Here is a 16088-nt window from a genome sequence, read left to right on the forward strand (position 1 = left end):
GGAGAAATTAACGGATGGAGGTCCGAAGGATACGGTTTTTACCCTGCTGTTTTGCGCTGTAAAGTGCGTTATCCACGCTCCCGACAAATTGCTCCAGCGGTTCGAAATGCCATTCCCCCAGGCCTGCACTGAACGTGACCTGCAGGTTTTCTTCCCGCCAGACGCGTTTTTCAATGGTGGTACGCCACGCTTCCAGCAACGAGATTGCATCAGCAATTTGCGCAGCCTGGAAGACCACCGCAAACTCTTCTCCACCATACCGGTACACCGAGATGTGGTGCGGTTGCATGATCTGGAGCCCTTCACGCGCCACGTTACGCAGGACAATATCGCCGCTAAGGTGGCCCCAGGTATCGTTGATTGATTTGAAGTTATCGATGTCCACCAGCGCCAGTGCGAAAGGCTGTTGAGCCGCCATTAACTCTTCCACATCGGTATCGAACGCGCGGCGGTTTTTGCAGCCTGTTAGCGCATCGTGGGTTGCCTGGCGGACATATGCCATCTCACGCTCTTTATTCGACTGGATAGTATGACTCAGCATCGCTTCCAGACGCGGTGCCTGGCTGACGTCGCCAGTTTTGATGGCGTTGATAATATGCATTAGCACGGTACGCGAGGCATGGCGAAGGTACAAACCGAAGAGAATGATAATAATCGCCGCCAGTGCAAATCCCCAGCCAACGATAGTGGTTTCGTGGCGGGTAATATCCGTCAGGGTCGCGCCAGAGACCCGGTAGATGACAAACCAATCCGGGTTAGTGAAGGAGTAGTAGTAATACCAGGTTTTACTTTTCCGGTCGTATAAATGCCCCTCGCCGCTGGTCATTTTGTCCATCAGCGCTTCGCTCACGTATTTTTTGAACAGCGCGCCCGTGTCAGGATGAAGCACCACGGTTCCGTCGCGCTCGACGACGAAGAATTCCCCTTGTACAGGGGCCACCATCTGTCGAAGGGTATACCCCATCGACGCCAAATCAAGATGAAAGGCGAGGGTTCCCTTGAGTCTGCCTTCTGTTGAAATCAATGGCTTATAAAGCGTGACCGTTGGATGCCCGGTAAAGTAGTCCATATAAGGGTGGGTATAATGGCTGAAAATACTGGCTTCCGCGTGGGCGACAAACCACGGGCGCGTCCGCGGATCGGCGTTTTTACTCTTTTCCGTGGGAGGCGCTTCTGGAACGTGCAAATAATGCCCTTCCGTGTCGGCCAGCGAGATGGATGACACGGTCGGCATCAGGTTTTGCAAATGCATCAACATCTGCAACCCTTGCGTCGGGTTGACGTTCAGCGTCTCATTCAGTATTTCGTTGCGGGAAAAGTACATCGCAGAACGACCAAGAATATAGTCGTTTTCACGCAACATTGATTCGGTATAGTTAACCGCCAGATTATGCGTGAAATTACCATTAATTTTATGATAATCCTCAAGAAAATCCTTTCGTTGCGAAAGCGTAACCACGACAGCGATCAGTGCAAAACTGCACAGTATCCCCGCGAAGCTGGCCATTATTGGCCGGGTAAAAGAGAGTTTTTTGCTGTGAAGTGCCATGAGTTGTACATCATTCCTGAGGGTGAATGCTTTTCGTCTGCCGATATCCTCTCAGCATAGTCGCAGTCCTGCGGTTAGCTGTGAATTATACGGAACACGATTTCAGACGAGATGATTTATCTTAAGAATGGCTAAGAAATTACTCATAAAATCAGAAATTCAGTGTGCACGATAAGTCAGAGGCAGGGCGAAACGAGGAAGAAGCTTTTCGCCCTGGTCAGCGTCCGTTGCTGACCACATGACAATAAAAAACCGGACGATAGCTGACAATCATCCGGTTGTGACTCTCCGTGCCGCCTCGTTTTATTTCTGCGGAGTTGCAGTATGTTTCAGCGTAATTGCGAGGCTCTTCCCAGCCAGCTGTCCCAGTCTTTCCAGACCGGCTGCAGCCCCTGTGCGCTCAGGGCCGCGGCGACCGCTTCCGGACGTCGTCCATCATGCGGGGCAAACTGCTCCAGTTCAGGGTGATCATCGGCGTAACCGCCCGGCTGTGTTTTGGAAAATGCGCTCACGTTGTTTATCGCAAGCGGGATCACGCGGTCGCGGAACGCCGGTGATTCACGTGTTGAAAGCGATAATTCAACCTCCGGGGCAAGCAGGCGAAACGCGCAGATCGTTTGTACCAGCTGGCGCTCATCCATGAGTGAGGCCGGTTCAATCCCGCCAGCACACGGGCGCAGCCGGGGGAAGGAGATGGAGTAGCGGCTCTGCCAGTAGTGCTGCTGAAGCCACAACAGATGTTCCGCCACCATGTAGCAATCCACGCGCCAGCTATCGGAAAGCCCAATCAGCGCACCAAGGCCAATTTTATCGATCCCGGCACGTCCGAGCCTGTCCGGCGTTTCAAGGCGGAAGAAGAAGTCCTGTTTCTTGCCCTTCAGGTGATGCCGGGCGTAGGTCGCTTCGTGGTACGTTTCCTGATAGACCATCACTCCATCCAGTCCGAGCGTTTTGAGCTCCGCATACTCATCCTGCGACAGGGGCTGCACTTCCATCTGCAACGAGGCGAACTGACGACGAATGGCAGGAAGGTGCTGGCGGAAATAGTCCATTCCGACTTTGCCCTGGTGCTCACCGGTGACCAGCAGGAGATGCTCGAAGCCCATTTCCCGGATGGCCGCACACTCGCGCGCGATCTCCTCCGCATCAAGCGTCTTACGCTTAATGCGGTTGCTCATGGAGAAGCCGCAGTAGGTACAGTCATTGGCGCACAGGTTTGAGAGATAGAGCGGGACGTAAAAGCTCACCGTGTTGCCAAAGCGCTGTCGGGTGAGACGCTGGGCGCGCTGGGCCATCGGCTCCAGATAAGCGCTGGCCGCAGGGGAGAGCAGGGCCATTAAATCGTCGCGGGTCAGATGGCGCGTATTCAATGCGCGCTCGACGTCGACCGGCGTTTTGCTGTTGATGCGCAGGGCAATGTCGTCCCAGTTAAGCTGCCGCCAGCGGTCGGTGAAGGTGGTCATGAGATTGCCTCCAGAAAACCGGTCAGCGGGCTGGTGGCCTGCGCCTGAAAACTGCGCGAGCCAGGGCCTGATTGCCGTGCCAGCAGGCCAGCCTCCACCGCCATGCGAAACGCGCGCGCCATCATGACCGGATCGTCGGCAACCGCGATGGCCGTGTTCACCAGCACCGCGTCCGCCCCCATTTCCAGCGCCTGCGCGGCATGGCTTGGTACGCCAATACCCGCATCCACCACCACCGGCACGGTGGCCTGCTCAATGATGATCTCCAGCATTGCCCGGGTTTCCAGCCCCTGGTTAGAGCCAATAGGCGCGCCCAGCGGCATAACGGCGGCGCAGCCAACGTCTTCCAGACGTTTGCAGAGTACCGGATCGGCACCGCAGTAAGGCAGAACGATGAACCCTTGTTGTACCAGCTTTTCCGCCGCTTTCAGCGTCTCGATCGGGTCGGGCAACAGCCAGCGAGCATCCGGGTGAATTTCCAGCTTCAGCCAGCGTGTGCCGAGCGCTTCACGCGCCAGTTGAGCGGCGAAAATGGCCTCTTCGGCCGTTTTCGCGCCGGAAGTATTTGGCAGTAGCGTGACGCCAGCTTCCAGTAAAGGCGCCAGAATGGCATCACTGTGATGGCGCAGATCCACGCGCTTTAACGCCAGCGTGACCAGCTGGCTGCCGCTTTCACGGATGGCATCGACCATCAGCTGGGGTGATGCGAATTTCCCGGTTCCGGTAAACAGATGTGAATCAAAGACTTTATCGGCAATACGTAACATCTCAGCCCCCTGCGATAACCTGAAACAGCAGGATCTGGTCGCCTTCACTGACCTGCTGATGTTCCCACTGCTCGCGCGGCAGGATCTGTTGATTGAGCGCCAGTGCCGTTCCCGGCTTGAGCTGGCGAAGCTTATCGAGCAGCACGGCAACGGTGAGCCCGTCCTCGCATTTCATCGGCTCATCGTTAAACAGAATGCGCATTGCCGCCTCCACATACCGGGCAGTGGCTGGCGCGGTGTAACGCCAAATGACGCCAGCCGCTGGAGCGGGCGTCAAATAACCGCAACGTGTTGCGCTCGGTCTCCATTCCGCTGAGCAGCTTGATGGCCTCGAGCGCCTGCAGGGTACCCATCACCCCCACAACCGGGCCAAGAATGCCCGCGGTGCGACAGTTACGCTCTGGCTCAGCATCGTCTGGCCACAGACAGCGATAGCAGCCCTGCGCCCACGGCGGTGTCAGGACCATCATCTGCCCGCCGAACCCCACCGCGCTGGCGGTGATAAGCGGCGTATTTTTTGCGACACAGGCGGCGTTGATCGCCTGGCGGGTTGCCATATTGTCGGTGCAGTCCAGCACCACGTCGGCCAGGGCGACCTCTCGGAGCAGATTGTCGCCGCTGAGCCGCTCCTGACACGCAATGAGCTCAATATCCGGGTTCAACTGGTTCAGACGCTGGCGGGTAATGTGTACTTTGGGCTGGTTGATATCCTCGGTGGTAAAGAGGATTTGACGCTGCAGGTTGCTAAGATGCACCTCGTCGTCATCGGCCAGTACCAGCGTGCCCACGCCTGCACCGGCCAGATAGAGCGCGGCAGGCGCGCCTAATCCGCCCAGCCCGACAATCAAAACCCGGCTGGCGAGCAGCTTTTGCTGCCCGTCGATGGCGATATCCTCCAGCAGGAGCTGGCGGCTATAGCGCATAAAGTCACGATCATTCATCGCCTGCTCCTGCCAGTTGTAAGAGCTGCCGGGTGGCGGCCTGCCAGTCTGCGGCCTGGGTGATGGCACTGACGACGGCGATACTGCCGACACCGGTATCCAGCACGGCCGGAGCGCGTTCAAGGCTAATCCCGCCGATGGCCACGGTCGGGTACTGCGCAAGACGCTTCACGTGAGCCGCCAGCTGTGCCAGCCCTTGTGGCGCGGAGGGCATCTGTTTAGTTTGCGTCGGGAAGACGTGTCCAAGCGCAATGTACGAAGGGCGTGCCGCCAGTGCCACGTCAATCTCCATATCGTCATGGGTCGAGACACCCAGGCGCAAACCGGCTTCCCGGATGGCATTCAGATCTGTGGTCTCCAGGTCCTCCTGACCCAGATGCACGCCGTAGGCCTGGTGCTTTATCGCCAGTCGCCAGTAGTCGTTGATAAACAGGCGGGCGTTATACCGACGCCCCAGCGCGATGGCGGCGGCGACATCGTTCTCCACCTCCTCATCGCGTTTATCTTTGATGCGTAGCTGCAGCGTGCGTACACCTGCCTCCAGCAGGCAGGCAATCCACTCCACGCTGTCCACCACCGGGTAGAGCCCCAAACGAAAGGGCACGGGTGGGAAATCGGGCTGGTACATTACGCCTCCTCTTTTTTGAGGTAGATTTCGCCGCCTTTCGCGCGGAAGGTTTCTGACATATCCGCCATGCCCACTTCAATGGTTTGCGCGGCGGCGTAGTCACGCACCTCCTGGCTGATCTTCATCGAGCAGAATTTTGGCCCACACATGGAGCAGAAATGGGCCACTTTGCCGGACTCCTGCGGCAGGGTTTCGTCGTGATAGGCGCGGGCGGTAAACGGGTCGAGCGCGAGGTTAAATTGATCTTCCCAGCGGAATTCAAAGCGGGCCTTCGACATCGCGTTATCGCGAATTTGCGCGCCCGGATGGCCTTTCGCCAGGTCCGCAGCATGGGCGGCAATTTTGTAGGTGATAAGCCCCTGCTTCACGTCCTCTTTGTTGGGCAGACCGAGGTGCTCTTTTGGCGTCACATAGCAGAGCATGGCGCAACCGAACCAGCCGATCATCGCCGCACCAATTCCGGAGGTGAAGTGGTCGTAACCCGGGGCAATATCGGTGGTCAACGGCCCCAGGGTATAGAATGGTGCTTCATGGCAGTGCTCCAGCTCTTCCGTCATATTGCGGCGGATCATCTGCATGGGGACATGGCCCGGGCCTTCAATCATCACCTGCACGTCATACTCCCAGGCGATTTTGGTCAGCTCGCCCAGCGTGTGCAGCTCGGCAAACTGCGCTTCGTCATTGGCATCACGAATGGAACCAGGGCGCAGGCCGTCGCCCAGCGACAGCGAGACGTCGTAAGCGGCACAGATTTCGCAGATCTCGCGGAAGTGTTCGTAGAGGAAGTTTTCCTGATGATGAGACAGACACCACTTCGCCATGATTGAGCCCCCGCGCGAGACAATGCCGGTCAGACGCTTCGCGGTCATCGGCACGTAGCGCAGCAGCACCCCCGCGTGGATGGTGAAGTAGTCTACACCCTGTTCAGCCTGCTCCAGCAGCGTGTCGCGGAACGCTTCCCAGGTGAGGTTTTCAGCGATACCGTTCACTTTCTCCAGCGCCTGATAGACCGGCACCGTTCCGATAGGCACCGGGCTGTTACGCAGGATCCACTCGCGGGTTTCGTGGATATAACGCCCGGTGGAGAGATCCATTACCGTGTCCGCGCCCCAGCGCGTTGACCAGACCAGCTTCTCGACCTCTTCTTCGATGGAGGAGGTGACCGCGGAGTTACCGATATTGGCGTTGACCTTCACCAGGAAGTTGCGGCCGATAATCATCGGTTCGGATTCCGGGTGATTGATGTTGGCGGGGATAATCGCGCGGCCAGCGGCCACTTCATCGCGCACAAACTCCGGGGTGATGTTTTCCGGCAGGCGGGCACCGAAACCTTCGCCCGGATGCTGGTGGCGCAGCACTTCGCTACGGATGCGCTCACGGCCCATGTTTTCACGGATGGCGATAAACTCCATCTCCGGGGTGACGATCCCCTGACGCGCATAGTGCAGCTGGGTGACGCATTTGCCCGCTTTCGCACGTTTCGGCGTCAGCAGGCCCGCGAAGCGCAGTTCGTCCAGGCCGTCGTCGGCCAGACGCTCTTTGGTGTAGGCAGAGCTGCGAACCGTCAGTTCTTCGCAGTCGTTACGCGCGTCAATCCAGCGCTGGCGAAGTTTTGCCAGCCCCTGCTGCACGTTAATGGCCACATCAGGATCGCCGTATGGGCCAGACGTGTCGTAGACTGGCACGGCTTCGTTGTCTTCATACTGCGGGTTTTCTTTGCTGCCGCCAAGAAGCGTCGGGCTAAGCTGGATTTCGCGCATCGGAACGCGGATATCCGCCTGAGAGCCGGTGATGTAAATACGCTTAGAGTTCGGGAAAGCGGTGCCTTCCAGGGTGTCGATGAAGTGTTGGGCGTGTGCGCGCTGTTCGCGGCGGGTCAGTTTAGTAGTAGACATAGCTCATTCCAAAAGTGAAGGACATGGCTTGTCAGACGACGGATGAAGCAAGAGGAGATCGCCCGGGGGCGATACTACAGCAGTTTTACTCTTGTTCCCTTCGCAGGTATTAGCCTGATCAGGTTCCGCGGATCCCGAATTAACGGTCTCAGCCCGTGCTTTCACACTGGGCACTCCGACAAGAAATTTACACGCCATCGTTCACGCTATCGCATGAATGATTTCGTGTAATACCCCTCCTGAGAGGGGCGAATGTTTGTAAACTACTCGTTAACGATTAAGAACTCAAGCAGGCCGCGCGATGTTATCTTCGTTGCTGGCCTTAGAATCGTTATCCAGTACGAGGGCGATCAGCTTATCCTCCAGCGAGAATCGCTCTTCCAGCGCTTCGCCGAGATCGGACAGCGCCTGTTGAAACTCAAGGTAGTTGTCGTGATCGATGGCGTTCTCGAGGGTGGAATCGTAGTAATTCATGATCTGCTGGGTATTGGCTTCCAACAGAGGGTAGAGTTTGGATGCCGTTAAATACGGGCTAGTGCCTTCCATTTCGCGGATAATGCGTTCATAAATATTGAAATGGCCGTTGGACAGGTAGTCGACCAGGCTCTGACAAAAATCATCCAGCGCTTTTTCATTCAGCCGCATAAACGATTCTTTGCCAGGCTTAATACCGACCAGATTGTAATAAGCCACGAGTAGATGCTTGCGCACATGTAGCCAGCGATCCACCAGTTTGTTACTTCCTCTAACGCGCTCAGTCAGGCTTTCTAGCTGGTTTAACATGTTCGACTCCGCAAGGTTTAGAATTGATTCTGCTTATCCAAAATGTAACCACAATGCTAACAACATGTCAGTGAAGCGAAGGTAGTGCAATAGATATGGATCGTATTATTGAAAAATCAGATCTGGGTTGGTGGATTGTCAGTCACGAACAAAAATTATGGCTGCCCGGTGGGGAAATACCCTATGGCACTGCCGATCGTTTCGATCTCGTTGGTCAGCCTGCGCTGAAGATCGGCGAGTGGCAAGGGGAGCCGGTGTGGTTGATCCAGCAGCCTCGCCGCCAGGACATGGGATCCGTTCGTCAGGTGCTGGATCTCGATGTGGGCCTGTTCCAGCTGGCAGGCCGTGGCGTGCAGCTGGCCGAGTTTTACCGATCGCATAAATACTGCGGCTACTGCGGGCATACCATGCACCCGAGTAAAACCGAGTGGGCCATGCTCTGCAGCCACTGCCGTGAACGCTATTATCCGCAGATTGCGCCGTGCATTATCGTCGCTATCCGGCGTGACGATTCCATCCTGCTGGCACAACATACCCGCCATCGCAACGGCATTCATACTGTTCTTGCCGGGTTCGTTGAAGTGGGCGAAACGCTGGAGCAGGCGGTGGCGCGTGAAGTGATGGAAGAGAGCGGGATCCGGGTGAAGAACCTGCGTTACGTAACGTCTCAGCCGTGGCCGTTCCCACAGTCGCTGATGACGGCGTTTATGGCCGAATACGATAGCGGTGAGATTGTTATCGACCAGAAAGAGCTGCTGGACGCGAACTGGTACCGTTATGACGATTTGCCACTGTTACCCCCGCCGGGAACGGTAGCCCGTCGGCTGATAGAAGATACCGTGGCAATGTGTCGGGCCGAGTATGAGTAGTGTTACACTCACGGACTGACGCAATAAGGAACTGCAAAATGACCGAACTGAAGAACGATCGTTATCTGCGTGCGCTGCTGCGCCAGCCCGTTGATGTCACCCCGGTGTGGATGATGCGCCAGGCGGGGCGCTATCTGCCAGAGTACAAAGCCACGCGTGCGCAGGCGGGTGATTTTATGTCGCTGTGCAAAAATGCCGAGCTGGCCTGCGAAGTGACGCTCCAGCCGCTGCGCCGCTACCCGCTGGATGCCGCTATTCTCTTTTCGGACATTCTGACCATTCCGGATGCCATGGGCCTTGGGCTCTATTTCGAAACCGGTGAAGGTCCGCGTTTCACCTCCCCGATCAAAAGCAAAGCCGACGTTGATAAGCTGCCGGTACCGGATCCTGAGCAGGAGCTGGGGTATGTGATGAACGCCGTGCGCACAATTCGCCGTGAACTGAAAGGCGAAGTGCCGCTGATTGGCTTCTCAGGCAGCCCGTGGACGCTGGCGACCTATATGGTGGAAGGTGGCAGCAGCAAAGCCTTTACCGTCATTAAAAAGATGATGTACGCGGAGCCACAGGCGCTGCATACGCTGCTCGACAAGCTGGCGAAGAGCGTCACACTCTATCTTAACGCGCAGATTAAAGCAGGCGCGCAGTCGGTGATGATTTTCGATACCTGGGGCGGCGTACTGACCGGGCGCGATTACCAGCAGTTCTCGCTGTATTACATGCATAAAATCGTCGATGGCCTGCTGCGTGAAAACGAAGGTCGCCGGGTGCCGGTGACGCTGTTCACCAAAGGCGGCGGGCAGTGGCTGGAAGCCATGGCCGCCACCGGCTGTGACGCGTTGGGTCTCGACTGGACAACCGATATTGCCGATGCGCGCCGTCGCGTGGGTGACAAAGTGGCGCTGCAGGGCAACATGGACCCGTCTATGCTCTATGCTCAGCCTGCCCGTATTGAGGAAGAGGTGGCCTCCATTCTTGCTGGTTTCGGCCAGGGCGAAGGACACGTGTTCAACCTCGGGCACGGTATTCATCAGGATGTACCGCCAGAACACGCTGGCGCGTTTGTGGAGGCGGTGCACCGACTTTCTGCACATTATCATCAGTAAGGAGTGGTTATGGATCTCGCGTCATTACGCGCTCAACAGATAGAACTGGCCTCATCCGTGATCCGTGAGGATCGTCTGGACACAGACCCGCCGCAGTACATTGGCGGAGCAGATGTGGGGTTTGAGCAGGGAGGTGAAGTGACGCGGGCGGCAATGGTGCTGCTGAAGTATCCCTCGCTGGAACTGGTGGAGTACAAGGTGGCGCGTATCGCCACCACCATGCCGTACATTCCTGGCTTTCTCTCATTCCGTGAATATCCCGCGCTGCTGGCAGCGTGGGAGCAACTCTCGCAAAAACCCGACCTGCTGTTTGTCGACGGCCATGGTATCTCTCATCCGCGCCGCTTAGGCGTCGCCAGCCACTTTGGGCTGCTGGTGGATGTCCCCACCATCGGTGTGGCTAAAAAACGCCTGTGCGGTGCGTTTGAGCCGCTCTCCGCCGAGCCAGGCGCGCTGGCACCTCTCATCGATAAGGGTGAGCAACTGGCGTGGGTCTGGCGCAGTAAAGCGCGTTGTAACCCCCTGTTTATCGCCACCGGGCATCGGGTGAGCACGGACAGTGCGCTGGCGTGGGTGCAGCGCTGCATGAAAGGGTATCGCTTACCGGAGCCCACCCGCTGGGCTGATGCGGTAGCGTCAGGGCGTCCGGCTTTTACGCGTTGGCAAGAAATTCAGTGATGATTCAGGTAAACTGCGGCTAATTTTCGATTCGAGACCTCATCATGCTACAAAACCCGATTCATCTGCGCCTTGAGAAGCTGGAAAGCTGGCAGCACGTGACTTTTATGGCTTGCCTGTGCGAGCGCATGTATCCCAACTATGCCGCGTTCTGCAAGCAGACAGGCTTTGGTGAAGGGCAGATTTATCGCCGCATCCTGGATTTAATCTGGGAGACGCTGACGGTCAAAGACGCTAAGGTGAATTTCGACTCTCAGCTTGAAAAGCTTGAAGAGGCGATCCCGGCGGCGGATGACTACGACCTGTATGGTGTCTATCCGGCCATTGATGCCTGCGTGGCATTAAGCGAGCTGATTCATTCCCGTCTGAGCGGTGAAACGCTGGAGCATGCTATCGAAGTCAGCAAGGCATCCATTACGACCGTCGCGATGCTGGAAATGACCCAGGAAGGTCGGGAAATGACCGACGAAGAGCTGCGAGTAAACCCCGCGGTTGAGCAGGAATGGGATATCCAGTGGGAGATTTTCCGCCTGCTGGCAGAGTGTGAAGAACGCGATATTGAGCTGATAAAAGGGCTCCGTGCGGACTTACGTGAGGCTGGTGAGAGTAATATTGGTATAATTTTTAACCAATGAGACAACAAAACTTGATATAACGCTCGTTTTGTCGCTCCTCGACTCTTCCCTTTCGCCCCTTGTCTGGTCTACATTTGGGGGGCGAAAAAAAGTGGCTATCGGTGCGTGTATGCAGGAGAGTGCTTTTTTGGCATTTTCGTCGCACTCGATGCTTAGCAAGCGATAAACACATTGAAAGGATAACTTATGAACAAGACTCAACTGATTGATGTAATTGCGGACAAGGCTGATCTGTCTAAAGTGCAGGCTAAAGCTGCTCTGGAATCTACCCTGGCTGCTATTACTGAGTCTCTGAAAGAAGGTGATGCTGTACAACTGGTTGGTTTCGGTACCTTCAAAGTGAACCACCGCGCTGAGCGTACTGGCCGCAACCCGCAGACCGGTAAAGAAATCAAAATCGCCGCAGCTAACGTGCCGGCATTTGTTTCTGGTAAAGCACTGAAAGACGCTGTTAAGTAAGACGCGTGGCAGTGAACAGTTTTAACGAAGGGGCGGTAACGCCCCTTTTGTCTGTCTGGCGCGGTCTTTTCGCGCTGGCGGGCGTGATGTTTCTGTCCGCCTGTAGCCACGACACCTCTCTGCCACCGTTTACCGCCAGCGGCTACGCTGACAACCAGGGTGCGGTGAGGATCTGGCGCAAAGATTCTGGCGGCGAAGTGCATCTGCTTTCTGCTTTCAGTCCGTGGCATAACGGCAATACGTCGACCGCGGAGTATCGCTGGCAGGGCGATGACCTATCGCTGATAGAACTGAATGTCTACAGCAAGACCCCCGAACATGTGAAAGTGCGTTTTGATGACCATGGCGAGCTGAGCTTTATGCAGCGGGAAGTCAGCGGTCAAAAACAGCAGCTTTCCAGCGATCAAGTCGCACTCTATCGTTATCGTGCCGAACAAATCCGCCAGACCAGCGATGCGCTGCGTCAGGGACGCGTTGTGCTGCGCCAGGGGCGCTGGCATGCCGATGGCACGGTAACCACCTGCGAAGGGCAAACCGTTAAGCCTGAGCTTGAAGCCTGGGCAACCGAACATATTGAGCGCCGTCAGCGGCATTCATCCATGGAAGTGAGTGTGGCGTGGCTGGAAGCGCCGGAAGGTTCTCAACTGCTGCTGGTCGCGAACGAAGACTTCTGCACCTGGCAGCCGACAGAAAAGAGTTTTTGAGTGGCGTCCCCTCTCCCTGACGGGAGAGGGGCTGGCTGAAGTATTACTCGCCCTGCTCACGCGCAATTGCGCGATAACCGATATCCTGGCGGCTAAAGCTACCGTTCCAGTGAATATCTGCCATCAGCGCATAGGCACGCTTCTGTGCTTCTGCAACGGTGTGACCCAGTGCGGTCGCACACAGTACACGGCCGCCATTGGTCAGCACGCGATCGTCGTCAGACAGCTTCGTGCCGGCGTGGAATACCTTCGCGCCTTCTACTTCTTCCAGCGGTAAACCGTGAATCTCATCACCGGTATTGTAATTACCCGGATAACCCCCCGCAGCAATCACCACGCCCAGAGAAGCACGTTCATCCCACTCAGACGTTTTCTCATCCAGCTTACCTTCACAGGCGGCAAGACACAGTTCCACCAGGTCAGATTTCATGCGCAGCATGATTGGCTGCGTTTCCGGATCGCCGAAGCGGCAGTTGAACTCAATCACCTTCGGATTGCCCTGCTTGTCGATCATCAGGCCTGCATAGAGGAAACCGGTGTAAGTATTACCTTCGGCAGCCATGCCTTTGACGGTTGGCCAGATAATGCGGTCCATGGTGCGCTGATGCACTTCGTCAGTGACCACAGGGGCAGGGGAGTAAGCGCCCATACCGCCGGTGTTCGGCCCGGTATCTGCATTGCCAACGCGTTTATGATCCTGGCTGGTGGCCATTGGCAGAACATGCTCGCTGTCGACCATCACGATAAAGCTCGCCTCTTCACCGTCAAGGAACTCTTCAATCACGATGCGATGGCCCGCGTCGCCAAAGGCGTTGCCTGCCAGCATATCCTGAACCGCGGCTTCGGCTTCCTCGAGCGTCATCGCCACGATAACGCCTTTACCGGCGGCCAGACCGTCGGCTTTGATAACGATAGGCGCACCTTTTTCACGTAAGTAAGCCAGGGCTGGCTCTACTTCGGTGAAATTCTGATATTCCGCCGTCGGGATGTTATGACGTGCGAGGAAATCTTTGGTGAAGGCTTTCGAACCTTCCAGCTGTGCAGCCCCTTCCGTTGGGCCGAAGATTTGCAGGCCAGCAGCCCGGAAGGCGTCAACGACGCCAATCACCAGCGGCGCTTCCGGACCCACGATGGTCAGATCGATTTTCTCCTGCTGAGCAAAGCTCAACAGGGCCGGGATATCGGTCACGCCGATAGCGACGTTCTGTAACGTGGGTTCCAGCGCAGTACCGGCATTACCCGGTGCCACAAAGACGGTTTTCACCTGCGGCGACTGAGCCGCTTTCCACGCCAGAGCATGCTCGCGCCCACCATTACCAATGACTAATACTTTCATTTTCTGCTCCGTGGATTAATGGCGGAAGTGACGCATGTCGGTGAAGATCATCGCAATGCCGTGTTCGTCAGCAGCGGCAATGACTTCGTCGTCACGGATTGAGCCGCCAGGCTGGATAACACAGGTAATACCCACTGCAGCAGCAGCGTCGATACCGTCACGGAACGGGAAGAAGGCGTCAGAGGCCATTGCCGAGCCTTTCACTTCCAGACCTTCATCGGCCGCTTTGATACCCGCAATTTTCGCGGAGTAAACGCGGCTCATCTGGCCTGCGCCTATTCCGATGGTCATGTTCTCTTTTGCATAGACAATCGCGTTGGATTTCACGAACTTCGCGACCTTCCAGCAGAACAGCGCGTCACGCAGTTCCTGCTCGGTAGGCTGGCGTTTCGTCACGACGCGCAGATCGCCCTCGGTGACCATGCCCAGATCGCGATCCTGAACCAGCAGACCGCCGTTCACGCGTTTGAAGTCCAGACCCGGTACGCGCTCAGCCCACTCGCCGCACACCAGTACGCGCACGTTCTGTTTTGCCGCGGTGATTTTCAGGGCTTCGTCGGATGCAGAAGGAGCGATGATCACTTCGACAAACTGACGGGAGATGATGGCCTGTGCTGTGTCAGCGTCCAGCTCGCGGTTGAAGGCGATAATGCCGCCGAATGCAGAGGTTGGGTCGGTTTTATACGCGCGATCATAGGCGTCGAGAATGGAGGTGCTTACCGCTACGCCACATGGGTTCGCGTGCTTCACGATTACGCAGGCGGGTTCACTGAACGCTTTCACGCACTCGAGCGCTGCATCGGTGTCAGCGATGTTGTTATAGGAGAGTGCCTTGCCCTGAACCTGCTGTGCGGTCGCAACAGAGGCTTCTTTTACCTCTTCTTCTATATAGAAGGCAGCCTGCTGGTGGCTGTTCTCACCGTAACGCATATCCTGCTTCTTAATGAAGTTCAGGTTCAGCGTACGCGGGAAGCGGCCGGAAGGTTCAGTGCTTTCGCCATGATAAGCAGGCACCAGGCTACCGAAGTAGTTGGCGATCATGCTGTCGTACGCGGCGGTGTGCTCGAATGCTTTGATGGCGAGGTCGAAACGCGTCTTCAGCGTCAGCGACCCTTCGTTGGCATCCATCTCATTAATAATGGTGTTGTAGTCGCTGCTCTTCACCACGATGGCAACATCTTTATGGTTCTTAGCCGCTGAGCGCACCATGGTTGGGCCGCCGATATCAATGTTTTCGACGGCGTCTTCCAGAGAGCAGCCTTCGCGGGCAACGGTCTGAGCGAACGGGTAGAGGTTAACGACGACCATGTCGATTGGCGCGATATCATGCTTTTCCATAATGCCGTCGTCCTGGCCGCGACGACCAAGAATACCGCCGTGGACCTTCGGGTGCAGGGTCTTGACGCGTCCATCCATCATTTCCGGAAAACCGGTGTAATCGGACACTTCGGTTACCGGCAGACCTTTCTCTGCTAACAGGCGAGCGGTACCACCTGTAGAAAGCAACTCCACACCGCGTGCAGAAAGTGCCTGAGCGAATTCGACGATACCGGCTTTATCAGAAACACTGAGCAGAGCGCGGCGGACTGGACGACGTTGTTGCATGGTAAATCCCCTGGATTTCACGATTACAGAGAGCGTTAGATGAATTTTCCAGCGAAAAACTCATCTAACACACCTGACGAGGCATCCTTGTTAAGCGCGAGCATTTTAACGAAAACGTTTGCGCAACGCTCGCGAATTTTCACTTTTTCGTATCTCTGTGGATAAGTCTGTGTGTAAAAGGGTATAAGGCGGGGTTTTGCTGGGGAATGCAGCAGTCAGTCATTTTTCTGTCATTTAGCGGTTGCGGCCTGCAGAGAACTCCCTATAATGCGCCTCCATCGACACGGCAGATGTGAATCACTTCACAGTTAACCCGGTCGGTTGAAGAGAAAAAATCCTGAACTTCAGGGTTGACTCTGAAAGAGGAAAGCGTAATATACGCCACCTCGCGACGGTGAGCTGTAAGCCGCGTCGCAACTGCTCTTTAACAATTTATCAGACAATCTGTGTGGGCACTCAAAGTGACATGGATTCTTAATGTCTTCGGACACTAAATGAATACCAAGTCTCTGAGTGAACATACGTAATTCATTACGAAGTTTAATTCACGAGCATCAAACTTAAATTGAAGAGTTTGATCATGGCTCAGATTGAACGCTGGCGGCAGGCCTAACACATGCAAGTCGAACGGTAGCACAGAGAGCTTGCTCTCGGGTGACGAGTGGCGGACGGG

15 protein-coding genes, 2 pseudogenes and 1 riboswitch are annotated in these 16088 nt (G+C 56.1%); of the genes and pseudogenes, 6 read left to right on the forward strand and 11 right to left on the reverse strand.

From position 1 onward, the window contains the following. Window positions 1-7: 7 nt before the first annotated feature. From JTA15_RS18830 to rsd, 8 genes are all read right to left on the reverse strand, one after another. Window positions 8-1549, reverse strand: coding sequence for a sensor domain-containing diguanylate cyclase (locus JTA15_RS18830; protein ID WP_219372593.1), 1542 nt, complete (start codon window positions 1547-1549; stop codon window positions 8-10). Between the two features lie 329 nt (window positions 1550-1878). Next, window positions 1879-3012 carry a 2-iminoacetate synthase ThiH gene (gene thiH / locus JTA15_RS18835; protein WP_219372594.1) on the reverse strand — a complete coding sequence of 378 codons (1134 nt, stop codon included), beginning with the start codon at window positions 3010-3012 and terminating at the stop codon, window positions 1879-1881. Further along, window positions 3009-3779, reverse strand: a complete 771-nt coding sequence (thiG, locus tag JTA15_RS18840; protein ID WP_014168160.1) for a thiazole synthase — start codon at window positions 3777-3779, stop codon at window positions 3009-3011. Before thiG ends, thiH begins: the two co-directional genes overlap by 4 nt. A gap of 1 nt (window position 3780) precedes the next feature. Then, the gene (gene thiS, locus JTA15_RS18845) at window positions 3781-3981 is read right to left on the reverse strand and encodes a sulfur carrier protein ThiS (RefSeq protein WP_014168161.1); all 201 of its coding nucleotides are present in this window, start codon (window positions 3979-3981) and stop codon (window positions 3781-3783) included. Further along, window positions 3965-4720 (reverse strand): HesA/MoeB/ThiF family protein, encoded by a 756-nt coding sequence (locus JTA15_RS18850; RefSeq protein WP_014168162.1) that lies wholly within the window; start codon window positions 4718-4720, stop codon window positions 3965-3967. Before JTA15_RS18850 ends, thiS begins: the two co-directional genes overlap by 17 nt. Beyond that, window positions 4713-5348 (reverse strand): thiamine phosphate synthase, encoded by a 636-nt coding sequence (gene thiE, locus JTA15_RS18855; protein WP_219372595.1) that lies wholly within the window; start codon window positions 5346-5348, stop codon window positions 4713-4715. The genes JTA15_RS18850 and thiE overlap by 8 nt, the downstream gene beginning before the upstream one ends. Beyond that, entirely contained in the window at window positions 5348-7243 is a 1896-nt protein-coding gene (thiC, locus tag JTA15_RS18860) for a phosphomethylpyrimidine synthase ThiC (RefSeq protein ID WP_149376851.1), read from the reverse strand. Before thiC ends, thiE begins: the two co-directional genes overlap by 1 nt. Window positions 7244-7321: 78 nt before the next feature. Beyond that, window positions 7322-7431: riboswitch (TPP riboswitch) on the reverse strand. Window positions 7432-7528: 97 nt separating this feature from the next. Continuing rightward, a complete protein-coding gene (gene rsd / locus JTA15_RS18865; RefSeq protein WP_219372596.1) occupies window positions 7529-8026 on the reverse strand; it encodes a sigma D regulator in 498 nt (165 codons plus the stop codon). Window positions 8027-8121: 95 nt separating this feature from the next. Here rsd and nudC point away from each other — a divergent pair. Further along, window positions 8122-8874, forward strand: a pseudogene (nudC, locus tag JTA15_RS18870) (NAD(+) diphosphatase); the annotation flags it as partial. Here the strand turns inward: nudC and JTA15_RS21965 are convergent. Then, window positions 8843-8932, reverse strand: a pseudogene (locus JTA15_RS21965) (hypothetical protein); the annotation flags it as partial. The pseudogenes nudC and JTA15_RS21965 sit on opposite strands and share 32 nt — an antisense overlap. Before the next feature lies 1 nt (window position 8933). Here JTA15_RS21965 and hemE point away from each other — a divergent pair. From hemE to JTA15_RS18895, 5 genes are all read left to right on the forward strand, one after another. Beyond that, window positions 8934-9998 (forward strand): uroporphyrinogen decarboxylase, encoded by a 1065-nt coding sequence (gene hemE, locus JTA15_RS18875; protein WP_020882986.1) that lies wholly within the window; start codon window positions 8934-8936, stop codon window positions 9996-9998. Window positions 9999-10007: 9 nt separating this feature from the next. Beyond that, a complete protein-coding gene (gene nfi / locus JTA15_RS18880) occupies window positions 10008-10676 on the forward strand; it encodes a deoxyribonuclease V (RefSeq protein ID WP_025206412.1) in 669 nt (222 codons plus the stop codon). A gap of 44 nt (window positions 10677-10720) precedes the next feature. Beyond that, a complete protein-coding gene (locus JTA15_RS18885) occupies window positions 10721-11311 on the forward strand; it encodes a YjaG family protein (RefSeq protein ID WP_014168169.1) in 591 nt (196 codons plus the stop codon). 186 nt (window positions 11312-11497) lie between these two features. Continuing rightward, window positions 11498-11770 carry a nucleoid-associated protein HU-alpha gene (gene hupA, locus JTA15_RS18890; protein WP_002445246.1) on the forward strand — a complete coding sequence of 91 codons (273 nt, stop codon included), beginning with the start codon at window positions 11498-11500 and terminating at the stop codon, window positions 11768-11770. Window positions 11771-11781: 11 nt separating this feature from the next. Continuing rightward, the gene (locus JTA15_RS18895) at window positions 11782-12474 is read left to right on the forward strand and encodes a DUF1481 domain-containing protein (protein ID WP_219373266.1); all 693 of its coding nucleotides are present in this window, start codon (window positions 11782-11784) and stop codon (window positions 12472-12474) included. Window positions 12475-12517: 43 nt separating this feature from the next. On the opposite strand, the gene purD is transcribed toward JTA15_RS18895, so the two are convergent. Next, entirely contained in the window at window positions 12518-13810 is a 1293-nt protein-coding gene (purD, locus tag JTA15_RS18900; RefSeq protein ID WP_219372597.1) for a phosphoribosylamine--glycine ligase, read from the reverse strand. Window positions 13811-13825: 15 nt separating this feature from the next. Next, window positions 13826-15415: a bifunctional phosphoribosylaminoimidazolecarboxamide formyltransferase/IMP cyclohydrolase gene (gene purH / locus JTA15_RS18905; protein WP_219372598.1), complete on the reverse strand. Its 1590-nt coding sequence runs from the start codon at window positions 15413-15415 to the stop codon at window positions 13826-13828. Window positions 15416-16088: the final 673 nt, after the last annotated feature.

This window comes from Enterobacter sp. BIDMC 29, assembly GCF_019378755.1.
GTDB lineage: Bacteria > Pseudomonadota > Gammaproteobacteria > Enterobacterales > Enterobacteriaceae > Enterobacter > Enterobacter ludwigii.